Origin of the sequence: Paenibacillus nanchangensis, from assembly GCF_046543445.1 — a bacterium.
Classification (GTDB): domain Bacteria; phylum Bacillota; class Bacilli; order Paenibacillales; family Paenibacillaceae; genus Paenibacillus_AQ; species Paenibacillus_AQ nanchangensis.
This window is the reverse complement of sequence record NZ_JBHOFD010000003.1, coordinates 67,314-93,418: the sequence shown is the minus strand read 5'-3', so window position 1 is coordinate 93,418 and position 26,105 is coordinate 67,314. Positions and strand designations below refer to the sequence as shown.

General features: G+C 57.6%; 21 protein-coding genes and 1 pseudogene. 7 read left to right on the top strand and 15 right to left on the bottom strand.

Annotated features, from left to right (window positions below):
- Nucleotides 1–8 precede the first annotated feature (8 nt).
- Both icd and citZ read right to left on the bottom strand, forming a co-directional pair.
- The gene (gene icd, locus ACE6ED_RS03000) at nt 9–1,304 is read right to left on the bottom strand and encodes an NADP-dependent isocitrate dehydrogenase (protein WP_410825476.1); all 1,296 of its coding nucleotides are present in this window, start codon (nt 1,302–1,304) and stop codon (nt 9–11) included.
- Between the two features lie 162 nt (nt 1,305–1,466).
- Entirely contained in the window at nt 1,467–2,579 is a 1,113-nt protein-coding gene (gene citZ / locus ACE6ED_RS02995; RefSeq protein ID WP_410825475.1) for a citrate synthase, read from the bottom strand.
- Between the two features lie 464 nt (nt 2,580–3,043).
- Between citZ and ytvI the strand changes: the two genes are divergently transcribed.
- Nucleotides 3,044–4,159 carry a sporulation integral membrane protein YtvI gene (gene ytvI, locus ACE6ED_RS02990; RefSeq protein WP_410825474.1) on the top strand — a complete coding sequence of 372 codons (1,116 nt, stop codon included), beginning with the start codon at nt 3,044–3,046 and terminating at the stop codon, nt 4,157–4,159.
- A 92-nt stretch (nt 4,160–4,251) separates the two neighbouring features.
- Here the strand turns inward: ytvI and ACE6ED_RS02985 are convergent, their stop codons facing one another.
- From ACE6ED_RS02985 to ACE6ED_RS02945, 9 genes and pseudogenes are all read right to left on the bottom strand, one after another.
- Nucleotides 4,252–4,647, bottom strand: coding sequence for an FxsA family protein (locus ACE6ED_RS02985; protein WP_410825473.1), 396 nt, complete (start codon nt 4,645–4,647; stop codon nt 4,252–4,254).
- A complete protein-coding gene (locus ACE6ED_RS02980) occupies nt 4,644–5,246 on the bottom strand; it encodes an acyl-CoA thioesterase (RefSeq protein WP_410825472.1) in 603 nt (200 codons plus the stop codon). Before ACE6ED_RS02980 ends, ACE6ED_RS02985 begins: the two co-directional genes overlap by 4 nt.
- Nucleotides 5,247–5,301: 55 nt before the next feature.
- The gene (locus tag ACE6ED_RS02975; protein WP_410825471.1) at nt 5,302–6,477 is read right to left on the bottom strand and encodes an MFS transporter; all 1,176 of its coding nucleotides are present in this window, start codon (nt 6,475–6,477) and stop codon (nt 5,302–5,304) included.
- A gap of 289 nt (nt 6,478–6,766) precedes the next feature.
- Nucleotides 6,767–8,191, bottom strand: coding sequence for a pyruvate kinase (gene pyk, locus ACE6ED_RS02970; RefSeq protein ID WP_410825470.1), 1,425 nt, complete (start codon nt 8,189–8,191; stop codon nt 6,767–6,769).
- Between the two features lie 1,822 nt (nt 8,192–10,013).
- Nucleotides 10,014–10,958: pseudogene (locus ACE6ED_RS02965) on the bottom strand (acetyl-CoA carboxylase carboxyltransferase subunit alpha); the annotation flags it as partial.
- Nucleotide 10,959: 1 nt separating this feature from the next.
- Nucleotides 10,960–11,853: an acetyl-CoA carboxylase, carboxyltransferase subunit beta gene (gene accD, locus ACE6ED_RS02960; protein WP_410825469.1), complete on the bottom strand. Its 894-nt coding sequence runs from the start codon at nt 11,851–11,853 to the stop codon at nt 10,960–10,962.
- 146 nt (nt 11,854–11,999) lie between these two features.
- Complete coding sequence (locus tag ACE6ED_RS02955) at nt 12,000–12,188, bottom strand: glutamate decarboxylase (RefSeq protein WP_410825468.1); 189 nt, start codon at nt 12,186–12,188, stop codon at nt 12,000–12,002.
- A 181-nt stretch (nt 12,189–12,369) separates the two neighbouring features.
- On the bottom strand, nt 12,370–12,903 hold the full coding sequence (locus ACE6ED_RS02950) for a phosphatidylglycerophosphatase A family protein (RefSeq protein ID WP_410825467.1): 534 nt from the start codon (nt 12,901–12,903) through the stop codon (nt 12,370–12,372).
- A 241-nt stretch (nt 12,904–13,144) separates the two neighbouring features.
- Nucleotides 13,145–16,867 carry a DNA polymerase III subunit alpha gene (locus ACE6ED_RS02945; RefSeq protein WP_410825466.1) on the bottom strand — a complete coding sequence of 1,241 codons (3,723 nt, stop codon included), beginning with the start codon at nt 16,865–16,867 and terminating at the stop codon, nt 13,145–13,147.
- A 203-nt stretch (nt 16,868–17,070) separates the two neighbouring features.
- Between ACE6ED_RS02945 and ACE6ED_RS02940 the strand changes: the two genes are divergently transcribed.
- The 4 genes from ACE6ED_RS02940 to ACE6ED_RS02925 all read left to right on the top strand — a co-directional run bounded on the left by ACE6ED_RS02940 (nt 17,071) and on the right by ACE6ED_RS02925 (nt 19,345).
- On the top strand, nt 17,071–17,382 hold the full coding sequence (locus ACE6ED_RS02940; RefSeq protein ID WP_410825615.1) for a YtrH family sporulation protein: 312 nt from the start codon (nt 17,071–17,073) through the stop codon (nt 17,380–17,382).
- Between the two features lie 3 nt (nt 17,383–17,385).
- Complete coding sequence (locus ACE6ED_RS02935) at nt 17,386–17,889, top strand: hypothetical protein (protein WP_410825465.1); 504 nt, start codon at nt 17,386–17,388, stop codon at nt 17,887–17,889.
- A gap of 210 nt (nt 17,890–18,099) precedes the next feature.
- Nucleotides 18,100–18,921, top strand: coding sequence for a hypothetical protein (locus ACE6ED_RS02930; protein WP_410825464.1), 822 nt, complete (start codon nt 18,100–18,102; stop codon nt 18,919–18,921).
- 103 nt (nt 18,922–19,024) lie between these two features.
- Entirely contained in the window at nt 19,025–19,345 is a 321-nt protein-coding gene (locus ACE6ED_RS02925; protein WP_410825463.1) for a YtpI family protein, read from the top strand.
- Nucleotides 19,346–19,550: 205 nt separating this feature from the next.
- On the opposite strand, the gene ACE6ED_RS02920 is transcribed toward ACE6ED_RS02925, so the two are convergent.
- The 4 genes from ACE6ED_RS02920 to ACE6ED_RS02905 all read right to left on the bottom strand — a co-directional run bounded on the left by ACE6ED_RS02920 (nt 19,551) and on the right by ACE6ED_RS02905 (nt 23,228).
- A complete protein-coding gene (locus ACE6ED_RS02920; protein ID WP_410825462.1) occupies nt 19,551–20,885 on the bottom strand; it encodes a DRTGG domain-containing protein in 1,335 nt (444 codons plus the stop codon).
- Nucleotides 20,886–21,124: 239 nt separating this feature from the next.
- Nucleotides 21,125–22,204: a DUF1835 domain-containing protein gene (locus tag ACE6ED_RS02915; protein WP_410825461.1), complete on the bottom strand. Its 1,080-nt coding sequence runs from the start codon at nt 22,202–22,204 to the stop codon at nt 21,125–21,127.
- A 325-nt stretch (nt 22,205–22,529) separates the two neighbouring features.
- Nucleotides 22,530–22,763, bottom strand: a complete 234-nt coding sequence (locus ACE6ED_RS02910) for a hypothetical protein (RefSeq protein ID WP_410825614.1) — start codon at nt 22,761–22,763, stop codon at nt 22,530–22,532.
- Nucleotides 22,764–22,886: 123 nt separating this feature from the next.
- Nucleotides 22,887–23,228 carry a YlbF family regulator gene (locus ACE6ED_RS02905; RefSeq protein WP_410825460.1) on the bottom strand — a complete coding sequence of 114 codons (342 nt, stop codon included), beginning with the start codon at nt 23,226–23,228 and terminating at the stop codon, nt 22,887–22,889.
- Between the two features lie 153 nt (nt 23,229–23,381).
- On the opposite strand from ACE6ED_RS02905, the gene ACE6ED_RS02900 reads away from it, so the two are divergent.
- Nucleotides 23,382–24,767, top strand: a complete 1,386-nt coding sequence (locus ACE6ED_RS02900) for a YheC/YheD family endospore coat-associated protein (RefSeq protein WP_410825459.1) — start codon at nt 23,382–23,384, stop codon at nt 24,765–24,767.
- Nucleotides 24,760–26,061, top strand: a complete 1,302-nt coding sequence (locus ACE6ED_RS02895) for a YheC/YheD family endospore coat-associated protein (protein ID WP_410825458.1) — start codon at nt 24,760–24,762, stop codon at nt 26,059–26,061. The genes ACE6ED_RS02900 and ACE6ED_RS02895 overlap by 8 nt, the downstream gene beginning before the upstream one ends.
- Nucleotides 26,062–26,105: the final 44 nt, after the last annotated feature.

Sequence of the window (26,105 nt, the reverse complement as noted above, 5' to 3'; positions counted from 1 at the left end):
CGCCCTCCTTACAGATGTTTGATGATTTCGTCAGCAAACTCGGAGCATTTTACTTCCGTTGCGCCTTCCATCAAACGGGCGAAGTCATAAGTCACCGTTTTGTTGTTAATGGCCGTTGCCATCCCTTTGTAGATCAGATCGGCCGCTTCCTGCCAGCCCAGGTGTTCCAGCAGCATTACGCCGGACAGAATGACGGAACCCGGATTCACGACATCTTTATCCGCATACTTTGGAGCCGTACCGTGTGTGGCTTCAAAAATTGCATGCCCGGTTACATAGTTGATGTTCGCTCCCGGAGCAATACCGATTCCTCCAACCTGCGCCGCAAGCGCGTCGGACAAGTAGTCGCCGTTCAGGTTCAGCGTTGCGATAACGTCGAAATCAGTCGGACGGGTCAAGACCTGCTGGAGCGCGATATCCGCAATCGCATCTTTAATAATAATTTTGCCGGCTTCCTCCGCCGCTTTTTGGGCGTTGTTGGCGGCATCCGTTCCTTCCTGTTCCTTAATGCGGTCGTATTCCGCCCAAGTGAACACCTTGTCGCCGAATTCCTGCTCGGCCACTTCGTAACCCCAGTTTTTAAAGGCGCCTTCGGTGAATTTCATGATATTGCCTTTGTGTACAAGCGTCACGCTCTTACGTCCATGCTTGACCGCATATTCGACGGCTGCCCGGACAAGGCGTTTGGAGCCTTCGGACGATACCGGCTTGATGCCGATGCCCGATGTCTCAGGGAAGCGGATTTTTTTGACGCCCATTTCCTTCTGCAGGAATTCCAGCACCTTTTTGACTTCCTCGGTGCCTTCCTGATATTCGATGCCGGCGTAAATATCCTCCGTGTTCTCACGGAAAATAACCATATCCACCAGCTCCGGACGTTTCACCGGCGAAGGCACTCCGTCGAAGTAGCGTACCGGACGCAGGCAGACGTACAAGTCCAGCTCTTGGCGCAGCGCCACGTTCAGCGAGCGGATGCCGCCGCCGATCGGTGTGGTCAGCGGGCCTTTGATGGCTACGATAAACTCGCGGATCGCTTCGAGCGTATCGTTCGGAAGCCACTCTCCATATGTATTGTAGGCCTTCTCCCCTGCAAACACTTCATACCATGCGATTTGCTTCGAGCCGCCGTATGCCTTGTCTACAGCCGCATCCAGCACCCGCTTGGAGGCTTTCCAAATGTCGCGTCCCGTGCCGTCGCCTTCAATAAAAGGAATGATCGGACGGTCCGGAACCTGCAGCTTGCCTTCCTTGATCGTAATTTGTTCGCCTTCCGTCGGCAGTTCGAATTTTTCCAGTTTCAACATTGGTGGGTGTTCCTCCTTATTGGGTGGTAGGTGGTAGAGCTCTGCTCTATCGTACTTGAATAGTGGTGTCAAAAACAACCCGAGCGGGCATGCCAGCCTGCCGGAGGGCCCGGCTCTTGGCCTGTTCCCTCCGGCGCTGCTCCCGCAGTGAACGCTGGATGATTAGCGTTCGTCGACCGGTACGTACTTCATTTCGAGCTGGCCGGTATATTCCGCACGCGGCCGGATAATCCGGTTATCCTCGTACTGCTCGAGAATATGCGCAGTCCAACCCGATACCCGGCTGATTGCGAAAATCGGCGTGAACAGCTCGCGTTCAATGCCCAGCTGTGTGTACACGGAAGCCGAATAGAAGTCGACATTCGGTTTCAGTCCTTTTTGCCCGGTAACCAGTTCCTCGACCTTCACGGACATCTCATACAGCGTGGTGTCGCCTTTCATTGTACCAAGTTCATGCGACATCTTCATCAAGTGCTTCGCACGCGGGTCTCCGTTCTTGTATACCCGGTGGCCAAAGCCCATAATTTTCTCACGGTTATCCAGCTTCTGCTTGATGTAGCCGTCCACCTTCTCCAGGCTTCCGATTTCTTCAAGCATCTTCATGACCGCTTCGTTCGCCCCGCCATGCAGCGGGCCTTTGAGTGCGCCAATGGCCGAGGTTACACCGGAATAAATGTCGGAAAGCGTGGCGACCGTTACCCGTCCCGCAAATGTCGAAGCGTTCAGCTCATGGTCCGCATGCAGCACAAGCGCCTGGTCCAGCGCTTTGACCGAAACATCGTCCGGCTTCTTTCCCCACAGCATATAGAGGAAGTTCTCGGCAATCGATACGTTCTCCAGCGGAGCAACCGGCTCCAGCCCTTTGCGCAGGCGCGCGATTGCCGCAACGATCGTCGGGATCTGGGCCTGCAGCTTCACTGCCTTGCGTTCGTTTGCTTCCCGGCTCATATCGTCAGCACTTTCATCGTAAAGCGCGAGTGCCGAAACAGCAGAGCGCAGCGCAGCCATGGTGCTGCCTTCCTTCGGGTACAGTTTCATCTGCGCAAGTACCGGCTCAGGCAGCGCGGCAAACGCGCTTAGATCCCGTCTCAGCGCTTCTAACTCCGCTGATGTCGGCAGGCTGCCGAACCAGAGCAGGTAGGCGGTCTCCTCAAAGGTCGCTTGTTCCGCGAGATCGTCGATATCGTATCCGCGGTACGTGAGCACGCCATCCACGATGGAGCTGATGGAAGAAGTGGCGGCGACGATGCCTTCCAGGCCTTTGGTAGCTGTCATTGTACATCTCTCCTTTGCCAACAAGGGATAGGGTTTGGTGGCTTGCGCCCGGATGAAAACATTTACATTTTGAAGAATGAAGAAGCCGCAGCAAGCGGATCGTCCCCCCGGACAACCGGCCCGGATCGGCGCAGCACAGTTAATCTCTACTCATCATAACGGATTTTGACGTTTATGTGAACATCGTGGAAGCTTCCTCAGGCATCAAATGATTTTATCGGAGAGATAGAAAAAAACTTCTTAAACCCCCGTTTCATGAATACGTTTTCAGGTTATATGCCCGGAAAACGATAGACAAGTTTCATCACTTTCATGAAGTTAGGCGCAGTTTTGCCTGCGTCGGACCCGGGGATTTTGGGAGGAAGGGTATTGTCCCGGTGGACAAGTGAATATACATAAATCACACGGACGGACAATCTGGAGAAAACGATATTTACGGTTAGGAGAAAAGGAGGGATGCAGGTTTGAACCGGATGATGCTGTACCGGACCCTGCGCGGTGTAGGCGTGGTGTCCGCAGCCGCAGCAGGCTTGGCCGCCGTCTATTTGCTGCTGCCGCTTTTTTACCCCCTGCTGCTCGCCTGGCTGCTGGCTTACGCCGTCCGGCCGCTTGTCCGGCCGCTAAAACGGGCCGGCCTGCCCGGTCCGCTGGCGGTCATCCTGTCCCTTACCGCCATCCTGGGGTCCGCGGCGCTGATCCTGACCGCGGTGATCACCCGCCTGGTGCGCGAGCTGGTGCTGCTTACCCAGTCGCTGGATACCCATATTGCCGAGTGGAGAGAAGTGCTGTTGTCCTGGAGCCAAAATGCCAGCATCCAGCGGATCATCAATGAAATTAATTTGTTTTATAACAGCAACCCGGACTACCATGCGACGATTGACAGCAACGTCAGCCGGACGACCGAAAGCATCGCTTCCGCGCTAACGGGGCTGGTAACCGGATTTTTTAACGGAGTGATGAAGCTGGTCTCCGCGCTGCCCGAGCTGGGCACCGTGCTGTCGGTGGTTGTACTGGCGGCGTTTTTTCTCGCCAATCATTGGGAACGGCATAACACGGCGCTTGCCCGGCTTCTGCCGGTACGGTTCACCGAAACGGCCGCGGGAATCTGGGAAGGCCTGCAGAAGGCGTTGTCCGGCTATCTTCGCGCCCAGCTGATTTTGATCTCGATAACGGCGGTGTTTGTGATGATTGGCCTGGCGCTGCTCGGCGTACGGTCGCCGCTTGCCATCGGGCTGGCGGTTGGGCTTGTCGATATGCTGCCTTATTTCGGAGTAGGCGCGGTAATGCTGCCGTGGACGCTGTATGCTTATTTCACGGGGGATTTGGCAATGGCCGCGGGACTTGCGGCGCTGTACGGGTTCATTGTGCTGGCCCGGCAGCTGCTGGAGCCGAAGGTTCTGGCCAGCAGTGTCGGTGCGGACCCGCTCGCCATGCTGATCGGGATGTTCGCCGGCATGAAGCTGCTGGGGGTAGCCGGGCTTTTGATTGGCCCTGTGTCGGTCATTATTTTTGAAGCCTTCCACCGGGCGGGCGTATTCCGGGGGCTGCGGAGTTATATCTGGAACGGGAGAATAGGTTGAGAAACGGCCAGCTCTGCGGGCTTATCGGCTGCAGGCCGGACCCGCTTGCCAGGGTAAGTTAGCGCATTAGCGGCACTAGAGCCTTAGCGCCATTAACGGCGGTAAATTGTAAAGGTGCCGTTTTTCATTTTTTTCTCGATCCATTTAAGCAGGAACGCGCGGTAAATCGGCCGGGTCAGCGGAAACACCAAGGTGAAGCCGACCAGATCTGTCACAAAGCCGGGCAGCATCAGCAGGAGACCGCCGAAAAAAATGCACAAGCCATCCAGCATCGTTCGCCCCGGCACCTTGCCTTCCTGAAGCTGCAGCCGGCTGTCCTGCCACACCTTTTGCCCTTCGAACCGCATCATCAGCATCCCGATGACCGAAGTAGCCACCATGATCAGCAGCGTGTTTCCCACACCAAGCCGGTCAACGACAAAAATAAAGCCAAACAGCTCGATGGCCGGGATTAAAAATAGCGCCGCCCACATCCATTTGCTTCTCATCGGTCCGCCTCCTCTTTTTGCGACAGCGCCTTAACAATGGCCGCGTAACGTTCGGGAGCATGCCGGTCCAGACGAGCCGGCTTCCACTCGCCGTTCACCCACACATGGGAAGTCGTACCCGATACAAGCAGCGTTTCACGCACCCGGGCCTGCTCTTGCAATGCCCCATCCGCACTGGCGCTCTGCGCCGCATCCTCACTAGTGCTCTGCACCGCATCCTCACTGGCGCTCTGCACAGCATCCTCACTAGTGCTCTGCGCAGCATCCGCTGCACCCGGTTCTCTTCTGCGGATTTCATATTCATACCCGATCCGCAGCGGGGTAAATGACGTCATACGTGTATACACAGCGATATTGTCGTCATAACGTGCCGGAGACTTAAAATCCACCGCTGCATTCGTTACCGGCAGCAGTACCCCCTGCTCCTCCATTTCCCGGTAGGTGAATCCGAGGCTGCGAAGCATTTCGGTCCGGCCGATTTCAAACCAGTTTAAATAATTGGCGTGATACACGACGCCCATTTTATCCGTCTCCTGGTACCGAACCCGAAACATTGTAACGAACCAACGGCTCGGTAAATTGTTCTGCGATGTTGACATTGTATGAGACTCCTTCCATGAAAGTTCAGCCGCGCAATCCGCCGGAGCGGTTTCTCTAAACGCCAGGCTCCCGGGGGACCGGTACGGCAAGGCGCCGCGTACCACGCGCCACATAAAACAGCAGACCCGCTCCAGCCGCGGAGCTGATCATGCAGGCCGCATTCATCATCCCCACGCCGCCCCCTTCCAGCAGGTAACCGTTAAGCAGGTTTCCGACGATGCCCGCCAGTCCCGTAAAAACCATATTAAATACACTCTGCCCGGTAGACTGCATCTCCGGCGAGGTAATCTGGGATACATATTCCACAGCGGCAATATAGAACAGACCGAAAGACAGCCCATGCAGCACCTGAACGCCGATCATCACCGACGGGTAAGGAAAAGCAACCTGAATCGCCCAGCGCAGCACATAGATCAAAGCGCCTGCCAGCAGTGTTTTTTCACGCCCGATCTTGCGGATGACCTGTGAAGCAAACAGCATGGAAGGTACGTTGGTAACCGAAGCAAGCATCAAAGCGATCCCGGCCTGATCGGTAGCTCCGCCCACGGAGCGGAAGGCGAGCACAAAATAGGTACCGAACGCCGTCATCGTCTGGTTCACCAGAAAGCTGCCGCCCAAAAAAGCTAAAAAGATGCGGCTGCTGATCAGCTGTTTGACGCCCTGGGCAAACGATTGACTCATCATATGGTTTTCTTCCGCTTTTTTGGGGAGCGAACAGGCAATCGCCAGCGCAAACGTGTTAAACACAAGAAAAGGCAGCCAGATGCTGGACACCGAGTATCCGGCAACATACAGGCCGCCGGCGTAACCGCCGAGGGCAGCGCCGAGACTCATCATCAGGCGGATGCTGCCATAGGTCGAACCGGCGCTTTTGGCGGCGGCGATGGCATACGAATCCGCAATCGGAGCCTGGGTCGAAGAAAAAATCGTCGACAAGGTATACACCAGCGTCAGTACCAGCCATGCCTCCGAACGGTAAAAAACAGCCAGCGCAGCGGGAACGGCGACGCTAAGAATAAGTACAAGCCGGGTTTGCTGGTAACGGTCGGCAATGATCCCCCAAGCCGGCTGAAACAAAATCGCGATCAGGGTACCGGCAGCCATCACCATGCCAACCGTACCGCTCTCCAGCCCATTATGCACGAGCAGCAGGGACAGGTACGGCCCGAACATTCCGCCCGCCAGTCCCAGAAACAAATAAAACCCCCGCAGCTTCCAAAGTTTACTCATTCTTTCCGACACCTTCGCCCTTCCCCCATATTGTGGAGATCCCCGCTGCTTACCGGCTCCACGGCGCCGATGAACCGGAATACCTCCCATGTTACCGCATCCGCACCGCCATGTCCAAACTGCCTGCCTCTACAGGATGTTGCCCGCTTTCCTCGTTGCAGTGGCAGGGGCAGCGGCAGAAGCAGCAGCCGGGACAGTGAACTAAAAAAGCAATGGCAGCTATCGCCATTGCTCTTAATCACCTGTATATAAAGATGGATCGGCCGGCGGCTGCCGGCCGCATCTTTGATTATTCGTTCGGGATCGTGCTAACCTTCACCAGGTTGGTGGAACCGGAACGTCCCAGCGGAATGCCGGCCGTAATTACAACGAGGTCGCCGCCTTTAACAAGTCCGGAGTTCTTGCCGCCTTGCAGCGCCGTTTCCAGCAGCTCGTCCGTCGAAGTCGCTTCTTGGCCGTAAACCGGCGTTACGCCCCAAATCAGGGACAGCTGGCGCATCGTTCTCTCCTGCGTCGTCACCGCGATAATCGGGGATTTCGGACGGTATTTGGAAACAACACGAGCCGTATGGCCGGTCACCGTCGAAGAGATGATTGCTTTGGCGTTCAGGTCCAGTGCGGAAATCGCAACGGATTGGCTGATCGCTTCCGTAACGGTGGTTTCTTGAGCGATTTGCTGCTTCATGAAAATTTCACGGTGATTCAGCGCGGATTCGGCTTTCTCCGCGATCCGGGACATGGTCAGCACGGATTCTACCGGATATTTACCTGCAGCCGTCTCGCCGGACAGCATGATTGCATCGGTGCCGTCAAAAATAGCGTTCGCCACGTCACTCGCTTCGGCGCGGGTCGGACGCGGGTTGCGCTGCATCGAATCAAGCATTTGCGTAGCCGTGATAACCGGCTTGCCCGCAATGTTGCACTTGCGGATCATTTCTTTTTGAGCCAGCGGCACGTCTTCCGCCGGAATTTCAACGCCGAGGTCGCCGCGGGCAACCATCAGGCCGTCGGATACTTCAAGGATTTCATCCAGGTTGTCCATGCCTTCCTGGTTCTCGATCTTGGAGATGATCTGAATGTGGCTGGCATTATGCTTCTCAAGCAGGGAGCGGATTTCGAGAACGTCGCTGGCTTTGCGTACGAAGGAAGCGGCGATAAAATCGATGTCCTGTTCGATGCCGAAGATGATATCGTTGGTATCCTTTTCCGTAATGCCTGGCAGGGAGATGGAAACGCCCGGTACGTTGACGCCCTTCTTGCTCTTAATCGTCCCTCCGTTAACAATACGGGTCTTGATTTCCGTGCCTTGAATGTCAACGACCGTCAGACCAATCAGGCCGTCGTCGATCAGAATGGTCGATCCGACTTGAACGTCGCCAGGAAGGTCGGCATAGGTGATCGAAATGCGGTTCTGATCGCCCAGGATCTCTTCCGTAGTCAGGGTCAGGTATTCATCCTGAACCAGTTCAATCGGTTCCACTTCGAGCTTGCCTGTGCGAATCTCCGGACCTTTGGTGTCGAGCAGGATGGCGACGGTTTTGTTCAATTCCTTGGCCGCCTGGCGGATCGTCTTGATCCGGTTGCCGTGCTCTTCATAATCGCCGTGGGAGAAGTTCAGACGGGCTACATTCATACCGGCCAAAATCAGTTTCTTGATATTCTCCAACGATTCACTTGCAGGACCGATCGTACATACAATTTTACTTTTCCGCATTAGGTTTTCCTCCGTTTATTGTTCTCTCTGTCTCGCTTTTCCAACTACTAAATCTACTGCAATACGGCTGTCTTGACTAGGAACTTTGTCATAAGAACAAACGACTGCGCCCTTATGAATATTAGCGCAAGTGGGACACAAAATCAATGTCAGGGCAGGGAATTTACGGTTAAAACCCGTCGAATTATGGGAAAAGGAGAACCTTGTCAATAAATCGCCATGCCTGGACAACTTCGCAACTCCCGGGAATCTGCGCCCCTACTCTCATACTAACCGTTCCTTAAGTCTGGCAATCATCCCGCACCGTAAAATAACCCGGAAAAAGCGGAGAATTGACACTTTTATTTATTAAAGCATTACAGCCGCTGAACAACCTCAGACGGCAGTTTGTATGATTTTTCGTACAAACCAGATTTGATCTCCCTGTTGTCTCCGGCTTTAATTAGAGTCTGTACGCAAACTTACTTCAGCCGTAACCTCACCGAAATCAACGCCAAAAAAGCCTTGAATAGGCTCGCTGTCTTGTCATAGCGGGTTGCCAAACGCCGATATTGTTTCATTTTATTAAAAAAGCATTCATGCTTCAGATTTCATCCCAGATTCCCGCCTTTTGTAGGCCAGAGAAAGTATGGGTACAAGTGTACGGACTCAGAAGGCCCTATTTGCTGATTATTCCGTGTTTTGGCAAAGTTTCGGACTCAGAAGCACCTATTTACGCGGAGAAGCCATAGTTTGTATATTTTCGGCATGAATAACGGAACTGGAGTCCGCCAAGGCATACCAAAGCCCAAAAATTTCAGAAATAACGGCCGCTGGGTCCGGAAAGACCTCCGTATCGCGTTCTAAAGCGCCCATATCGCGTTCTGTGGTAATCCGCTGCGGGTGTGTCACAGGAGAGGATTCGTAGATCGATCTGATAATAAACAGGTGTAGATCCAGGGTGTAGATTCAGGGTTGATAGCATTCCGTAACCCATCACGAAATCGTTTGACTGACCCTGATTTCCTTAATTTATAGTTTGCGTACACCCCCTAACCTAACAGAACCGGACTGGTTTAATCTCAAAAAAACTGCCCCCAAGTCATATCATGACTTGAGGGCAGCCTATCAAGCTTGGAACCGGCGTGACGCTCCTAAACTTCCCGCCATCTTCCCGCAGGCTCATTATCGTACCGCCGGGTTATCGCCGTTGATACGGGTAGTGCCTGCTTGCTCCAAGACAGTGCCTCCGATGGCTGCGGATTGACTGCGGAATGCAGCATGACTGTTTAGCCGATGTTTTGTCCTACGGCTTCACAGACGCTTGAGGTTTAACCGGGAGATCAGGCTTGGCTGATTTCTGAGACTTCGTTGATTCCTCTGACGGGGCTGGCTCTGCAGACGGGGCTGGCTCTCGAGACTGGGCTGTCTTTGCCGGCTTCGCCGGCACTTCAACCTTAGCCGGTTTCCCGGACAATTCCGGCTCCACAACCGTGGCCGATTCCACAGACGGGGCCGGCTCTGCAGCCTTAAACGGCTGTCCAGACTTAGCATCCGCATCGAGTTGAACTGGCACCGGTTCCTTAACCGCTCCTTCAGGCTTCACTGCAGCTTCCGGCTGGGCCACCGTTTCTGAAGCCGCTGCCGCACTCTGCTGCCCATCTGTTTCTCCGGCTGCAAGTGCACCTTGCTGCACAGCCGCTCCTTCACCTACAGCTACGATCTGCTGTACTGACGTTTTTGCAGCCACAGTTTCGTTCTGCTGCATAGAGGCTTCCGCGGCCACTGCCGCACTCTGCTGCACAGACGTCTCGGACAGCGGCGCAGCCAGCTGCTGCTCCGCAAACTCGCCGATTTTGCGGAATTTCCGGTAGCGGTCCTCACGCAACTGTTCCGCATTCAGCGGCTTCAACTCCTGCAGGTGGCGCCACAGCGCGTCTTTGATGTTCGCAGCCGTGGTCTCGTAATCCCGGTGTGCGCCGCCTCGGGGCTCCGGCACAATCTCTTCGATCACTTCAAAGCCGAGCAGGTCGCCGGCTGTGATCTTCATCGCCTCCGCCGCCTGGTCGGCCTTCGTCGCGTCCTTCCAGAGGATGGACGCAGCGCCGTTCGGCGAAATCGCCGAATAAATCGCATGCTCCAGCATCAGCACGCGGTTGCCGACCGCCATAGCCAGTGCTCCGCCGCTGCCGCCTTCGCCGATGACGACACAGATTACCGGAACGTTCAGCTTGGACATCTCCAGCAGATTCCGGGCGATCGCTTCCGACTGTCCCCGTTCCTCCGCCGTATTGCCCGGATACGCCCCCTTCGTGTCCACGAAAGTAATGATCGGACGTCTGAATTTCTCCGCCTGCTTCATCAGCCGCAGCGCCTTGCGGAAGCCTTCCGGGTGTGCGCTGCCAAAAAAACGGGCGATGTTGTCCTTCGTATCCTTGCCCCGCTGCTGGCCGACTACGGTCACGGGTACGCCGTTCAGCTTGCCAATGCCGCCGACAACGGCCAGGTCGTCTCCAAACAGACGGTCGCCGTGCAGCTCTATAAAATCAGTGAAAATCCGCATAATCAGGTCCAGCGACGTCGGCCGCTGATGGTGCCGGGCCAGGTGCATTTTTTGGGAAGGAGTAATACTGGTGTAAATTTCTTCTTCCAGCACCCGGTACCGGTCTTCCAGCCGCGCGATTTCATCGCTGAAATCCAGGCCTTTTTCATCGCCAAACTGCCGGAGCTCAGCGATTTTTTTGCGCATCTCAATCAGAGGCATTTCAAAAGGCAATTCTCCCGCCATCCTAAAATCCCTCCTTCACCGTATGCATGTCCAGCAGCTTCGCCAGCGTCAGCCGCATTTCTTTGCGGTGGACCACCAGGTCCAGCTGTCCGTGCTGCAGATTGAACTCCGCCGTCTGGAAGTCCTCCGGCAGCTTCTGGCGAATGGTCTGTTCGATAACGATCCGGCCCGCAAAACCAAACACCGCGCCGGGCTCGGCAATATTAATGTCACCAAGACTTGCAAAGCTGGCGGATACGCCGCCCGTTGTCGGATCTGTAATGACCGATATGTACAGACCGCCAGCGTCCCCAAAACGGGCCAACGCAGCGCTTGTCTTGGCCATCTGCATCAGACTCAATATACTCTCCTGCATCCGGGCGCCGCCCGATGTGGAAAAAATCAGCAGCGGCAAACGTTCTTCCTCCGCGCGTTCGATCGCACGTGTGATTTTCTCACCAACCACCGAACCCATACTGCCTGTAAAAAATTCGAAATTCATAACCGCGATGACAACCGGATGGCCAAGAATCGCACCGCGGCCGGTAATGACGGCTTCCAGCTGGCCTGTCTTCAGCTGCTGCTGCTCAAGCTTCGTCGCATAACCCGGAAACTGCAGCGGATCGGTCGACGTCAACCCGGCGTCAAACTCGGTGAAGCTGTCTTCATCCAGCGTCATCTCGATCCGTTCTGCAGCATTCAGCCGCATATGATGGCCGCAGGAAGGGCAGACCTTCAGATTTTTTTCCAATTCCTTGCTGTATTGAATTGTGCCGCACTTGCCGCACTTGCTCATCAGCCCTTCCGGCACTTCCCGTTTGGGACGTTCGCCTGAAGAGTCGGAACCGCTTGGCTCCAGACGTCCTGAAGGAATAGTCGCGTATTTCCTTTTCTTCTGAAACAAATCTTTGAACACAACCGCACCTCTTCAGCCGTTTATTTGCGTAAATGCAGCCAGCCGGCGTACGGACCGCATTCCCGGAAATTCTACGCCGCGTAAGGGCGCTGGAAGTCCGGGGACCCGAAGCCTATTGCTGATCTGAATAACGGTCGGACTTGCCGTCAGGCATGCAGAATGGCGTTAAGCGCCTCCTGCACTTCCTCCAGTTCCCCCGACGGGACCACAATCTCAAACTGCTGCTTGGACATATTGACTGGACGGCATTCCACAAGAAACCCTTCTTCCGTCAGCTTTCTTTTGATCATTTCCGCCACTTTGGCGGTCGGAGCGATATATATAACCGTCCACATGTCCTTGTTAAGGCCCCCCAATTAAAAATGCCTACCGTAGCCCGTATAATGGAACATGATAACACAGTTTTCTTTTTTCCCGCAACAGAAATGCCGGGAGGCCAGCAGGCTCCGCTGCCCCTGATCGGGAGCGCAAAGCCCGGCCTTCCGGCATGAGAGGCGCGCCTCTTCCGCCGCCCTCTTATTCTTCGGTCTGCCCGCCGCCGGTTCCTTCCGGACCGTCCGCTCCGCTGCAAGGATACACCTTGGCGCCTTCGTGCCGGTGAGCGATCCGGGCCGAAGCGGCGGCAGCAATCCCCGCCACAAGGTCATCCAGGAATACATGGATGCCGCCCAACTCATTGTTTAGGCGGCCGATCAGGCCGGGTTTGGTTTTGTCGAGATAACCGAATCCGGTCAGACCAATCATCCCGTATACGCCCGTGATGCCGAGCGCCAGTGTCTCATCCGCGCCATACAGCGACTCGTCCGCTTCCATGACCGCCTGAAGCGGCTGGGGGAGCGCCTTCCGCTCCGCAAGCTCGTCCAGAGCGATGCCGGTCATCAGCGTGTACTGCACCTCTCTTTTGCCCAAAACCGCTTTGACGCTTGCGATGCATTCCTCAAGCCCGAGGTCCTTATAATACGGCAGCTGCAGCTCATATACGATCTCCGCGATGCCTTCGACCGGCACCCCTCTGCGCCGCAGCAGCCCTTCCGCCAATTCATACGACATAACATACCCCTTTCCGCTCCGGCGCGGGGCGAAAAAAGCCTTCCATGCCGGTTGTCCTCTGGTAAATCCGGACATTTCGCATGTACCGGCGGCCGGCGGAAAGTGCTTCCGGCGCAGTCTAATGCGAGCCTGTCTTGACGCCCGGCGGCATGCCGCCGCGCACCTGGCCCGGCAGCCGCGCCCGCCGTTTGTGCAAAATACCGAAGTCCTAAAATGTATGCGGAAAGGGGGAGAAACGTTCTTATTTTATTCTAACCGTGCTTTGGCCCAGCATCTCCTCAATAGCGGTGACAAGATCGGGCGACGGATGGATGGCATAACTGTCGCTAAGCGCAAGCAGCTTTTGGGTGCTCTCGTAAAACAGCACCGTCGGAACCTTGCCCGGATGCCGCTGCAGCAGGTCCTGCAGCCGCCGCAGCAGCCCGGCGTCGCTTTCGGACTGCGGCGTGATTTTGATGAACGCGCGCTGCCCGGAGGCACCCGCCGTTCCCGCAGCCCCCGCCGCGCCCTGCGGTGCGGACGCGGCCGTCCGCGCGGGCTGCGGCACGCCGGCCGGCTGTCCCGCAGCGGCTCCGGCGTTGGACCCGGCCGCACCATCGGCGGCTCCAGCTGCCCTGGCTCCGGGTGCCCTGGCGGCTCCGGCCGCACCCGCGGCAGGGCCTGCGCCAGCCCCCCGGCTGCGCGCAGCGGCAGCGCCCGGCTGCGGCACGCCGCGCGCTGGCCGGGACTCCGCCGCGGCCTTGCGCTGCAGGAGCCCCTTCACCGCGGACGGCTCCAGCGGCGCCAGCTCCTCCGCCAGCAGCTTGAAGCCCTCATCCTGCTGCTGGACCTTGGCGTGCAGCGCGAGCAGCGCGCCCCGTGAAGCCAGCTGGCGGCTCCGCTTCCACACCTCGGGGAACAGCACGACCTCGCAGCGGTCGATCTGGTCTTCCCACTCGGCGAACGCCATCGACTTGCCCTGCTTTGTCGTAATCTCCTTGAGGGAGACGATCCGGCCCGCCGTGACCGTCCGGCTTTCGTCCGGCGCTTCGTCCAGCTCCATCAGCCGCTGGAGTCCCGGCGTCTCAAGCACGCTTTCGTAATCGTCCAGCGGGTGGCCGGACAGATACAGGCCAAGCAGCTCGCGCTCCATCTCCAGCTGCTGAGCCGCCGAGAACCGCGGTGTCTCCGGATAGCCGATCTCCCAGTTGGTCGTCTCGACGAGATCGTCGAACAGCTGGATCTGCAGCTCGTCCCGCTCCTTGCGCCATTTCAGCGCGGCGTCAACCGTCTCGTCGAGCATCGCCAGCAGCTGGGCGCGGTGGCCGGGAAGCGAATCAAACGCCCCCGCCTGGATCAGCGACTCCACCACCCGCTTGTTGCAGACGCGCAAATCGACACGCCGGCAAAAATCGAGCAGGCTGTCAAACGGCCGCTCCCTGCGGACGGCCATGATGTTCTCCACCGCAAGCGTGCCGGCATTTTTGATCGCTGCCAGGCCAAACCGGATGTGCCCGCTGCCTTCCCCGGGAACCGGAGTGAACAGCACGCCGCTTTCGTTCACATCGGGCGGGAGCACGTCGATCTGCATCCGGCGGCATTCCAGCACGTATTCCGCCACCTTGCGGTGCGTGCCCATAACGGCCGTCAGCATGGAGGCCATAAACTGGACCGGATAGTGGGCCTTCAGATAGGCGGTCTGGAACGCCAGCACGCCGTAAGCGGCCGCATGGGCGCGCGGGAAGCCATAATCCGCGAATCTTACGATCATGTCGTACACCGCGTTGGCATCCGCTTCGCTGTAGCCCTGCCCGAGGCTGCCTTCGACAAAATGACTGCGTTCCTTGTCGAGCGTTTCCCGTTTTTTCTTCGACACGGCGCGCCGGAGCAGGTCCGCTTCGCCAAGCGAAAAACCCGCCATAAGCGAAGCAATCTGCATGATCTGTTCCTGGTACACGATAATGCCGTAGGTGTCGCCAAGAATCGGGGCGAGGTCGGGATGCGGGTACGAAACCTCAACCTGTCCATGCTTACCCTGAATAAACTTCGGGATAAATTCCATCGGACCCGGGCGATACAAGGCCAAAACGGAGATGATGTCCTCGAACCCGGAAGGCTTCAGCTCTTTCAGCACCCGCCGCATGCCGGCGGATTCCAGCTGGAACACCCCTGTCGTCTCTCCGCTGCCCAGCATCCGGTAGGTCGTTTCGTCATCGTCCGGAATCGTCCGGAAATCCGGCGCCTGCCCGGTCATTTCCGCAATCCAGTTCATGGAGCGTTCAATGATCGACAGCGTTCGCAGGCCGAGAAAATCCATTTTGAGCAGGCCAACGCTCTCCAGATGCTCCATCGAATATTGCGTCAGCGGCGTCCGCTCGCTCCCTTCCTGCAGCGGTACGGCATCGGTCAGCGGACCGCGCGAAATGACAACGCCCGCCGCATGGGTCGAAGCGTGCCGGGGCATGCCCTCCACCTTCATCGCCATATCCAGCAGCGTTTTCGCTTTGGGGCTGCCGTCATACAGGCTGCGCAGTTCAGGATTTACGGCCATGGCCCGTTCGATGCTGATGCCGAGCTGACCCGGAATCAGCTTGGCCGCCCGGTCCACTTCGCCGTACGGCTGGTTCAGCGCCCGGCCCACGTCACGTACGGCCGCACGGGCGGCCATCGTGCCGAAAGTGATGATCTGGGCGACGTGTTCCGCGCCGTATTTTTCCACCACGTACTGAATCACTTCGTCGCGGCGTTCGTCGCTGAAATCGATGTCGATATCCGGCATCGTCACCCGCTCGGGATTCAAAAACCGCTCGAACAGCAGGTTGTATTTCAGCGGATCCACATTCGTGATCTTCAGCACATAAGCCGTCAGGCTGCCCGCGGACGAACCGCGTCCCGGGCCGGTGGCGATTCCGTTCCGGTGACAATAAGCGATAAAATCCCACACGATCAGAAAATAATCCGAAAAACCCATCCGGCCGATGACGTCCAGCTCGTAATCCAGGCGGCGCTGCGCTTCCTCCCGGCGCTCCGGCGTGTCCCACAGCGGCGTTCCGCGGTAACGCTCCTCTAATCCTTCCTCGCACAGCTGGCGGAGATAAGCCCCCGCATCGCTGCCCTCCGGGATCGGCCGGTATTCCGGCAAAATATGTCTGCCAAACTCCAGCTCCAGGTTGCATTTTTCCGCGATAACAGCCGTATTCTCCAACGCTTCCGGCACATGCGGGAACAGCCGGGCCATTTCCTCGCCGCTCTTCAGATAAAGCTGATCGGTCCCGATGCGGAACCGTTCTTCATCCTCCACCGTCGTCCCCGTGCCAATGCAGATCAGCACATCCTGCACTTCGGCGTCCGCCCGTTCCAGATAATGCACATCATTGGTCGCAACCAGCGGAATGCCGCATTCGCGGGCCAAAGCGATCAGCTGGGGGTTGACCCGTTTTTGTTCGGGAATGCCATGATCCTGCAGCTCCAGATAGAAGTCCTCTCCAAAAATCGACTTATACCGCATCGCCGCTTTGCGGGCTTCCTCGGGACGCCCGTGCAGCAGATGCTGCGGCACCTCGCCGCCCAGACAAGCGCTGAGGCAGACGATGCCCTCCGCATGCGCGGCCAGCGCCTCCATATCAATCCGCGGCTTGTAATGAAACCCCTCCAGATGCCCGATCGAGCAGAGCTTCATCAGATTCCGGTAACCGGCCTCATTTTTGGCCAGCAAAATCAAGTGATAGATCGGCTGGTCCTTGCGGCTGCCCCGCTCCTTGCGCGAACCTGCGGTCAAATAGGCTTCGCAGCCGATAATCGGTTTGATTCCGGCGGCCTTACACGCTTTATAAAAAGGAATGGCTCCGTACATTACTCCGTGATCCGTCAGCGCCAGCGAGGTCATGCCAAATTCGCCGGCTTGGCGGACGAGGTCGGAGATTCGCGCGGCGCCGTCCAAAAGACTGTATTCACTGTGTACATGCAGATGTGTGAACGGGCCCATTCATCCAGCTCCTCTCCTGCTTCAACAAGGGTAACCGTCCGGGCGCTTCCCGCGACCCGGCCGCCCAATATATTAGATGTAACTATTTTATCATATTGCACGGTATGCCGCCCATAGAATGAGTGTAGAGGCCTGGACGGGCCGCCCCCTTGGCGGGAGGCGCGCTCTTTCGCGAAAGGAGAGTGGCCGTCGTGAACGTATTAATGAGCAAAGCCGTGCTGGATTTTTTTATCGCATTTGGTATCGTGGTCGGCGGAGCAATGCTCGGGGGGATCGGCGCCGTCTTCTCCCTCCAGCCTCCGGCCCAGACTATGCTGGACATTGCGGACCGGATCAAAATTTGGGCGCTCGCTGCGGCGGTCGGCGGAACGATCGACCCGATGCGCGTTATCGAAAGCAACATGCTGTACGGGAATTTGTCGCCAGTGATCAAACAGATCGCTTTTCTGGTATTCGCTTTTCTTGGGGCCCATATGGGAAGCGAGCTGGTTAAATGGGTCTGCGGCAGGGGGTAGCGTATGAGAGTTCCTCCGTTTGGGCGGTTCCGCCGGTTCACCCGTCTTTCGGCAGTGTTCGTGCTTGGCATGGTGGCCGGTGCGGTTGTGTACAACACGATGTTCCTCACCAGTTATGATGCGCTGTGGCTGAAATACCAGGATGCCGAGGTGCAGATCAAACAATACGAAGAAGACATCCGCACGCTGAAAAAATACAGCAACAAGCCGACAGTAATCAAAGAAATCAAAGTCCGCACCGAAGAAACACGGCTCAAGGACGGGGAGCCGGAAATCGAACCGGCCGTCGTCAAGGAAGTGGTCCGCAGCATGGCGGGCGATCTGGAAGCGCTGCGCGGACGCAGTGTGTTCGATATCGACACGGACGGCAAAATGGTCCGGCTGCTGCTTGACCGCAAACGCTATACGGTGAGGGAAAAAGAATACGAGGTGCAGATCCGGACGATGCTCGTCATGGAAGGCGTGCTCCAGATCTGGGCCGAGGTTAAAATTCATAAAGGCGGCTGAGCGGCTGAACGGCTAGGCAGGTGATCGGGTAAGCGGTTTAGCGGGTAAGCGGGTTTAGCGGGTTTAGCCGCTGAGCTTTACATGTATAACACTAGGCTAGCATCACCAAACAGGAAGTGAGATAAGTAATTTCGTCTCCCGGACGGACATGATAGACTGGCTTAAATTTGCAATCATCGGAGTTATGATCCGGAAGGGGCACAAAACAAGTTGACAAGCAGGAACAAGAACAAGGGCAGTCTGAAAACAGTTTGGAGTATGTTTTTTATATTTTTACTGCTGTTTGGATTCAATTTTGCAATCGATGGCAGTCCTGGACCGACAGCCATGATGTGGCTGCTGATCGGGATATGGTCGCTGCTGATCAGCGTGCTGCTCCTCGTGAAGCACAAGCTTCCGCCCAAGCGGCAGATTGGGGTTTCGGTTCTGTTAGCTTTAGCCGTCGCGCTTGCTTATCTGAACCAAAGCCTGTTTTCCATGGTGGAAAACAGTATCCTCACCCTGCTGGCATCGCTTGCTGTGTTCAGCACATTCAACCGGTACAAGGAGGGGAAACTTCATTTTCTGAACACGCGGACCAGCAAATCTGCCGCTGTGAGCCTGCTGATCGGGGCCGCGGCCGGCATCCCGCTTGGCGTGCTTAATCTCTTGGTGAGCGGCAGCATTTCTGGCGAATTCAGCCTCAAGCTCTCGTATTTCACCGTAGCGCTGAGTCCGGCTATTTACGAAGAAGTCGGTTTGCGCACCATATTTTACGCTCTGTGTCTGTCTGCGCTGAACGGCAAAATTGAGACCAAAGCTCAGAGGTTCACGGTTTGGTTTATGATGATCATCCCGCATGTGTTAATTCATACGCCGGACAGCTTCATTAACGGCAGCATCGTAACGGGACTCATTGCGGTAATATTGTTTTCGGTATTGTTCGGCCTGCCTTTTGCCATCCTGCAAAAAAAGCGGGACATTACCTCCGCTATGCTGGCGCACGGGATTGTGGATGTCATCCGCTTTTGTTTCGCCGGGCTTCCGTTTTAATCGCCGGTTTCTGAACCGGGCAGATGGGCAGCTCCTGCGGATCGTGGTACAATACGGATGAAAATACGCTTACATCCAGAGCGGAAGGAGCTGTTTGGCCGCCATGATTCTGTTCATTAAATACGCGCTGCTTGTGCTGCTTGCCGCCTTTGTCGCCGGCGCGGCTCTTTACAGCATCGCTTCCCGCAGAACCTCCGATGTGAACCTCGCCGGGAAGCGGAGATCAGTGATGAATATCTTGATGGGCGGCATGCTGATCACGCTGGCGCTAATCGCTATGTTCGTCTTCCGCGGGTCGACGGTGAGCGTAATCGTCGAAGCCCTCTTTATCGTCATTGGGGCATTTAACGTCTTCTCCGGAATCCGGAGCTACGGCTATTACAGCCGGCTGACTGCCGGCGGCCGGACGAGCCGGGTGAAGTAAAGCGGAGCGCGCCCGGCAATCGGACCGGGAGCGGTAACTCCGGACGCACCCGATATTCCGGACCGAAGCGGCAGACAAACATAAGGGGTGTTCCCGCGGCGAATTGCCGCAAAGAACACCCCTTGTCTGTTTTCTTTATCCCGGTATTTTTCCTACCGGCGGACCGGCGGCCGCTGCCCTCCAGCCCGCTCCCTCATCTGCCTTGTCACGAATGGTCAATCGACTGGAGCATCAAAACCGCTTTGGCAACCAGCGTATTCAGATGCGTGATCTCAATCTCCAGCTTGCAGGTCCGCCTGCTGCTCTCAAGCAGCTTCGGCATGATGATCACCGGGTCTTCGATCTGTACCGGCCGGACAAAATACGAGGACATATTGTCCAGCACATGATCGCTGCCGGTCAAATCCTTAGCGGCCTTCTGCGCGGCGATCGTCAGCAGCGTGAGCAGCACCCCGCCGGAAATCGTGCCGAGCTGGGTCGCCATCTGCGGCGTGATAAAGCCGTGAAAAAACAGGCGCCCCTCCTCATCACGCTCCTCCGCAAATCCGTTCCAGATCAAATGGTCGAACGTCTCGCCGAGCTGCGGCTGATTGCGCACATCGCGCAGGCTCTGCAGCACTTCGCGCCGGGTCAGCGATCCGACCAGCTTGCGGTTGCGGTCAACGATCGGCAAAAAGTCGATCCCTTCCCACATCATGATCTGCGCGGCCGAAGCTAGCGAAGTGGTGAGTCCCGCGGTAACCGGACTCCGGACCATCGCTTTTTCGATGTTCTGGCTGCCTTCCAGCTCCTCAATGTCCCGGGTGCCCACAATCCCGATTACCCGGTTCCATTCATCCGTGACCGGGAAGCGCTGCAGCCCGCTTTCGCCGGCAAGGCGGCGCAGCTCGTCCGCCGTGCTTGACGGCTTGAGCGCGAACAGGCGGGGTTTGCTGTCGATAATATCCTCCACAAGCATAATCTTTTTCTTAATCAGCCGGTCAAAAATCGCCCGGTTAATCATCGAAGCTACCGTAAAGGTATCGTGCCGGGAGGATATCACCGGCAGATCCAGCTTGTCCGCCAGGTGTTTGACTTCCCGGCTGGTACCGAAGCCGCCTGTAACCAGCACGCCCGCCCCCTGCTCCAGCGCCAAGGAATGCACATCGTCACGGTTGCCGACAATAAGCAGACTTCCCGCATCAATGTACCGGATCATGGCGTCGACCTTCATCGCGCCAATCACATATTTATGCAAATGCTTCGTCAGGCCGCCCGCTCCGCCGAGCACATGGCCTTCCACAATATCCACCACATCGCCAAATGTCAGCTGCTCGGAAATGTTGCGCGGCTTTTTTTCCACACGAACGGTCCCGATTCGCTCTTTGGTGACAACCAGTCCCAGGTTCTCCGCTTCCTTCACTGCCCGGTAAGCCGTACCCTCGCTCACGCCCATTTCCTTGGCAAGCTTGCGGACCGAGATCTTGGAGCCGACCTTGAGCCCCTCCATATGCTGGAGCAGCTGTTCATGTTTCGTAATGGCGTCGTTTTGTCCTTCCAACTGTTACACCCCCTGACGCCGATCTGTACTATTCTGTATCTATTTTAGTCGGTTTCAGGAGGGAACGCAAACGCATTTTAGGGAAAAAACCATTCCTCTGCCGTGGTTTGGCACACTTCTGGCGGTCACCGGATTCGTTGTTTTGCCTCGCCGCAGTCGTTAACCATCAGCGCGATATGTACGATAGATTGAACCATTTCTGCCCCTTCCCTTCGGATAGATTGCCGCTAATTGATGAGTTACAGCTTCCTTCCGCTGGTGCCGCACCCGTCACTGCGCCGCCGGATTTTGTAGTACCGCATGGCCGACGGCACGCCTTTGATGTCCAGTACACCGTCGTATACCATCTGCCGAATGCGGTATTCGATGTACAAGTCTCCGATAAATTGGTCCGCATGCCCGATGACTTCGCCGACCACACGGGCCGTACGCAGGAAGCTGCCAGCTTCCCTTTCGGACATGAGCTCATCCAGCTTCTCCAAAATAAATGCGTCATAGTAATCCGCATCCGCCTCTTCCAGCCTGCCCCCGCGCCACACCCGGAGCACTTTGCCGCTTGCGGCCAGCGATTCCCATTCCCGTTCCAGCCGCTCCCTTTCGGGTGAGGCAAGCTCCTTTTCCGGTTCCTCCGGTAAAATATCCGCCAGCTTATCAGCCGGTATCTCGCCGGAATGAAGGTACCAGAATTCATAACCGGGGCGGCGGAATTTCGTTTCGATGCGCGCCCCCGCATTTCGTATGCTTATCCGGTTGCCGCGGCCCTGAAGCAGATAAACGGCCAAGCGCAGCCCGGTCTGCTCGTTTCCGTTATGTCCGGTCCAGACCGTAATGTCCGCCTGTTCGGGAATGGAGGCGATTTGGTTTTGCAGCTGCCGGATCTGCTCCCCGTAATCTTCATAGATTTCCAGACTTCCCGAGATATGATCGGTGAACCATTCCCGCCGGATCTCCAGTTCTTCGCCCGCGCCTAGCCGGGGCAAGGGGCCGATTCCGTAATTTTCCCAAAGGACGATAAGCTTGTCAGAGTTGTCCCGCTGCAGCCCGAGCAAAGCCTGCTTCATGCTGCCTGCAAAAGAATCGCCAACCACCACATGCACCCGCTCGCAGGCCGGGTCGGGGTCCCAGCTAATGCTCGGCCGCTCCTTATACCGGATCAGGCTGTCGTAAATGCTCACAAGGCCTTCCGCGGCTCTCCGCTCGTCTTCCGGCTGCTCACGCATCCGGATCAGCTCGCCCAAAAACATCCCAAGCGTCTGTCTGCACTCTTCCGCGTCCATCTCATTTACCAGCTTGCGCATCTGCTTATACTTTTTGCTCATATCGGGTCCGCCCTTCTTATGCCTGATCCCGGAATCCAAATAGATCCGCATATCGGAATCCGGCTCAGCAAGTTATTACGGATATTATACCAACCGGTGAGCCGTCGGCTCCACACAACAAATAACCCCGGCCCCCATTTGGGGGCTCGGGGCTGGAGGCTCGGGAGCCCTGGGGATCGGGGGCTCTTACTAGAGACTTGGGCTTAGGCTCGGGGGCTCGAAGCAACGGGCTTGGAGCTTGGAGCTTGGAGCTTAGACCTTTGACCTTTGACCTTGGGGATCGGGGTCCTGGAGCAAGAGGGCTTGAAGCTGCCGAGCCAAGGAGTTACAAAGATCGCTGCGCCGCCCGGTCCTCTTCCTCCCATTTCATCTGCCAATGCGACAGCTTGGCTTTGCGCACTTCATCCAGCCGCTTCGCCTTCTCTTCATCGACGCCGATGATGAAGTGCAGGTGGGCGGCGATGACAAGGAACGCAAACAGGCACCAGACCGCCCCAAATGCGTTGGCCCAGCTCAGCCCCTGCGACAGCGACAGCTGCGGCAGCGCGTACAGCAGCATGGCCAATGCGATCAGCAGGTAAACGACGTGCTTGAACTTGTTTCTTTTTTTCACGGGAGACACTCCTTCACACAGAATCTATATTTCTACTCTATGTGCGAAGCGTTCCAATTATGAGACAAGTTATTGCGGTTCGTACAAATCGTGCAGGCTGCCCGCGATAATCTTGTTCACATCGTCGATGACGGCGCTTAGGCGGCGCTCCGCTTCAAACAGGCGGCGAATGCCCAAATTCAGGTTCAGCACCTCGAACAGCTTCTCCATCTTCTCCATTTCCTCCTGAGCGGGCATGTCGCCGCTCATCATCCGCTGCTGCAGCTCCATTTGGCCCTGCCGGAAATTGTCCAGCATGGCCTTGCCTTCCGGGTCCGCATCGACAAGCTTCATAGCCGCCTGAATGTCGGCTACCTCCGCGCTTTCCTTGATTGCATGCGCAAGTTCGTGCGCTTTGTCGTGAATGTTCATGTTCTTCATCCTTCCGTGTCTAAGTTCACATTATTCGTGCTGTCCTTTGGCTGGGTCAATCACCAAGGGGTAGATGCCTCCATATGATGAATGATAGAAATTCATTACCACACAATTTGCCGGCATCATGCTGCCTACCGGAGGAGATCCAAGATGTCCCAACTCAAGATCCCGGTCCAAACGGTCCATTCGGGCATCCTGCAGGACAATGCCGTCATGCTTGGCGACCGCTCCATGAAACGTCTGAAAATCCCGGCGAACCGCCCGCTCCAGCTGGTCTTCGGCTCCTTCCGGCAGGAAGTGACCGTCATTCCCGTACCGAAGAGCGACGGCATGCGGCTCAGCGAGGGGCTGTCGGGCAAATCCGGGCTCAAGTTCCGCCAGATGCTTAACGTCTCGTACAGTCCCGTAAACCGCACACTGCGGGTTGGCCCGCTGATCGGCGTGCTGGTCAGCCGCGATTACCCGAATGAGACCGACCGGCTGTTCGGGCAGATCACCTTGTTCTGCCGGGAGTTAACCGAGGCCTGCCGTAAGCAGGGAGCGTATGTCTTTTTCTTCACCCCGGAGCATGTCGAGAAGGCCAAAACCTCCGTTCCGGGATGGGTCTACGACGCGGGCTGGAAAAAGCTGAGCCTACCCGTTCCCGATGTAATCAACAACCGCCTGACCTCCCGCAAGATGGAGAATAAGCCTAGCGTACAGCATTTTTTGGCCGAAGTAAAATCGCGGTACGGCACCCATTTCTACAATGAGAAGTTTCTCGACAAATCCGAGGTGTTCGATGCGCTGCGCCAGGACCCGAGCCTGCAGCGTTATCTGCCCGAATCGCACACCCTGCGCGGTTACGCCGTATTCAAAAAAATGTGCACCTCCTACCCATCCGTCTTCCTGAAGCCTGTCCGGGGAAGCCTCGGCAAAGGCATCCTCCGCATCTCCCGGGAGGAAGGCGGCGGTTACCGTCTGTCCGCCACAACGCCGCTGGGCGTGCGCAAACAAAGCTATTCCAGTCTCGCCAAACTGTATCAGGTCGTTGCTTCCAAAATGAAAACGACGCGATATCAAATCCAGCAGGGACTGCCGCTGATGGAGCTGGGCCGGCGTCCGGTCGATTTTCGCGCGCTTGTGCAGAAAAGCGGAGCGGGCAAATGGGGTGTCACGTCCATCGTGGCCCGCACCGCCGGAAACCATCATTTTGTTTCGAACCTTGCCCGGGGCGGCAGTCTCAGCACTGTAAAAGAGGCGCTCGGCAAAAGCAGCCTCCCTCCAGGAGCAAAAGAAAGCGCACAAATCCAGCTCCCGAAAGCGGCGCTTGCCATCGCCCGGGGCGTCGAGACTTACATTCCGGCCCACTTCGGCGAACTCGGCATCGACCTGGCGCTTGACCAATCCGGGCGCGTCTGGCTGCTCGAAGTGAATTCCAAACCGTCCAAAAACGATAACACACCGCTTAAAGATCAAAAAATCAGGCCGTCGGTCAAGCAGATGATCCAATACTGCCGGTATTTATCCGGCTTCCAGGTGAGCCGCCATGACTGAGGCGCCGGCTGGAACACTGGGCATCCTGGCGTTTTCGCGCAGCCCCGGCCAGCCGGCCGGGGAGCCGCGGCTATGCGCCGAGCTGGCCGGGGCGGGCGCGCGGTACGGTCTGGCCGTCCGCGTCTTCGCGCCGGAAGGAGTGGCCGCCGGCCCCTTGACCCAGGCCGGCCCCGCAGGCGGCGGCGCACGGCTCCCAGGCTGGGAACTCGCGGACGGAGGGTGGCGGGAAGGGCGGTTTCCCCCGCCCGACATCCTGCTCGACCGCACGTTCCCGAAGGACGCCGCCGAGCGGAAGCTCGCCGCCCGTGCCCGCAGCCGCCTGGCGCCGGTCTCCCTGCCCTGGTCGCGGGGACTCCCCGGCAAATGGGCGGTGCACGGCTGGCTGCTGCGCGATCCCGAAGCGGCCGCCCTGCTGCCCGAGACGTGCCGGCTGACCGGCCCAGAGGATGTGCTACGGCTGGGTAGTACCGCGGACGGAGCCATCCTGAAGCCGGAAACCGGCGCCCAGGGCAGGGGCATCGTCCATATCCGGCCGCACCCGGCCGGCGGCTGGACGATGCGGGGCCGCGACGCGGCAAACCGGCCGTTCCTGCGGCGCTTCCCGGACCGCGGCGAAGGCCTGCGCTGGCTGCTGGCGTTCGCCGGCGGACGGCGCTACCTCGTCCAGCGCTACCTGCGGCTGCTCAGCGCCGGCGGCCAGCCGTTCGACGTGCGCGTGCTTATGCAAAAGGACGCGTCCGGGCGCTGGCAGGAGACCGGCCGGGCGGTCCGGCTGGGCCTGCGGGGCCGGCTGACCTCGAACCTGCACGGCGGCGGCAGCGCGCTCCCTGTGCTCCCTTTCCTCCGCACCCAATACGGCGCGGAGGCCGGCCGGATCATGGAGCGGCTGACGGCGGCGGCGGAGCGGATTCCCGCTCTGCTGGAAGCGGGCTTCGGCCGCCAGGGCGAGCTTGGGCTCGACTTTGGAATCGGCCAAGACGGCCGGATCTGGCTGCTTGAGGCCAATTCGAAGCCGGGCCGGGCCGCTTTCCGGCGGATAGGGGACCGGCAGGCCGCGCAGCTGGCTTCGGACCGTCCCGCCGCTTATGCCCGCCGGCTGCTCGAGCTGTCGCGGGCCGCGCGCCCGCGGCGTTCCGGCTCCGCACGGCGGGTCCGGCGTGAAACCCCGGTCCGCCGGGGAGCTGAAGCCTTCCAAAGGTCCGCCCGCAACCATCCGCAGGATTCCGGCGTTCCGCAGCTCGCCCGTGCGCCTGCCGGAGCGCCGCGGGCCGTCTGCGCCGTACCTTCTTTATAAGCTATCGAAGTCGGTTTTGCCCCGGCAAAACGTTAAGGAGGATT

What these genes read in the sequence shown, in the direction of transcription:
- icd (WP_410825476.1), bottom strand. Translation starts at nt 1,304, where the DNA reads ATGTTGAAACTGGAAAAATTCGAACTGCCGACGGAAGGCGAACAAATT.
- citZ (WP_410825475.1), bottom strand. Translation starts at nt 2,579, where the DNA reads ATGACAGCTACCAAAGGCCTGGAAGGCATCGTCGCCGCCACTTCTTCC.
- ACE6ED_RS02985 (WP_410825473.1), bottom strand. Translation starts at nt 4,647, where the DNA reads ATGAGAAGCAAATGGATGTGGGCGGCGCTATTTTTAATCCCGGCCATC.
- ACE6ED_RS02980 (WP_410825472.1), bottom strand. Translation starts at nt 5,246, where the DNA reads ATGTCAACATCGCAGAACAATTTACCGAGCCGTTGGTTCGTTACAATG.
- ACE6ED_RS02975 (WP_410825471.1), bottom strand. Translation starts at nt 6,477, where the DNA reads ATGAGTAAACTTTGGAAGCTGCGGGGGTTTTATTTGTTTCTGGGACTG.
- pyk (WP_410825470.1), bottom strand. Translation starts at nt 8,191, where the DNA reads ATGCGGAAAAGTAAAATTGTATGTACGATCGGTCCTGCAAGTGAATCG.
- ACE6ED_RS02955 (WP_410825468.1), bottom strand. Translation starts at nt 12,188, where the DNA reads ATGTGGACGGTTATATATATCGCTCCGACCGCCAAAGTGGCGGAAATG.
- ACE6ED_RS02950 (WP_410825467.1), bottom strand. Translation starts at nt 12,903, where the DNA reads ATGTCGTATGAATTGGCGGAAGGGCTGCTGCGGCGCAGAGGGGTGCCG.
- ACE6ED_RS02945 (WP_410825466.1), bottom strand. Translation starts at nt 16,867, where the DNA reads ATGGGCCCGTTCACACATCTGCATGTACACAGTGAATACAGTCTTTTG.
- ACE6ED_RS02940 (WP_410825615.1), top strand. Translation starts at nt 17,071, where the DNA reads ATGAGCAAAGCCGTGCTGGATTTTTTTATCGCATTTGGTATCGTGGTC.
- ACE6ED_RS02935 (WP_410825465.1), top strand. Translation starts at nt 17,386, where the DNA reads ATGAGAGTTCCTCCGTTTGGGCGGTTCCGCCGGTTCACCCGTCTTTCG.
- ACE6ED_RS02925 (WP_410825463.1), top strand. Translation starts at nt 19,025, where the DNA reads ATGATTCTGTTCATTAAATACGCGCTGCTTGTGCTGCTTGCCGCCTTT.
- ACE6ED_RS02915 (WP_410825461.1), bottom strand. Translation starts at nt 22,204, where the DNA reads ATGAGCAAAAAGTATAAGCAGATGCGCAAGCTGGTAAATGAGATGGAC.
- ACE6ED_RS02910 (WP_410825614.1), bottom strand. Translation starts at nt 22,763, where the DNA reads ATGCTGCTGTACGCGCTGCCGCAGCTGTCGCTGTCGCAGGGGCTGAGC.
- ACE6ED_RS02905 (WP_410825460.1), bottom strand. Translation starts at nt 23,228, where the DNA reads ATGAACATTCACGACAAAGCGCACGAACTTGCGCATGCAATCAAGGAA.
- ACE6ED_RS02900 (WP_410825459.1), top strand. Translation starts at nt 23,382, where the DNA reads ATGTCCCAACTCAAGATCCCGGTCCAAACGGTCCATTCGGGCATCCTG.
- ACE6ED_RS02895 (WP_410825458.1), top strand. Translation starts at nt 24,760, where the DNA reads ATGACTGAGGCGCCGGCTGGAACACTGGGCATCCTGGCGTTTTCGCGC.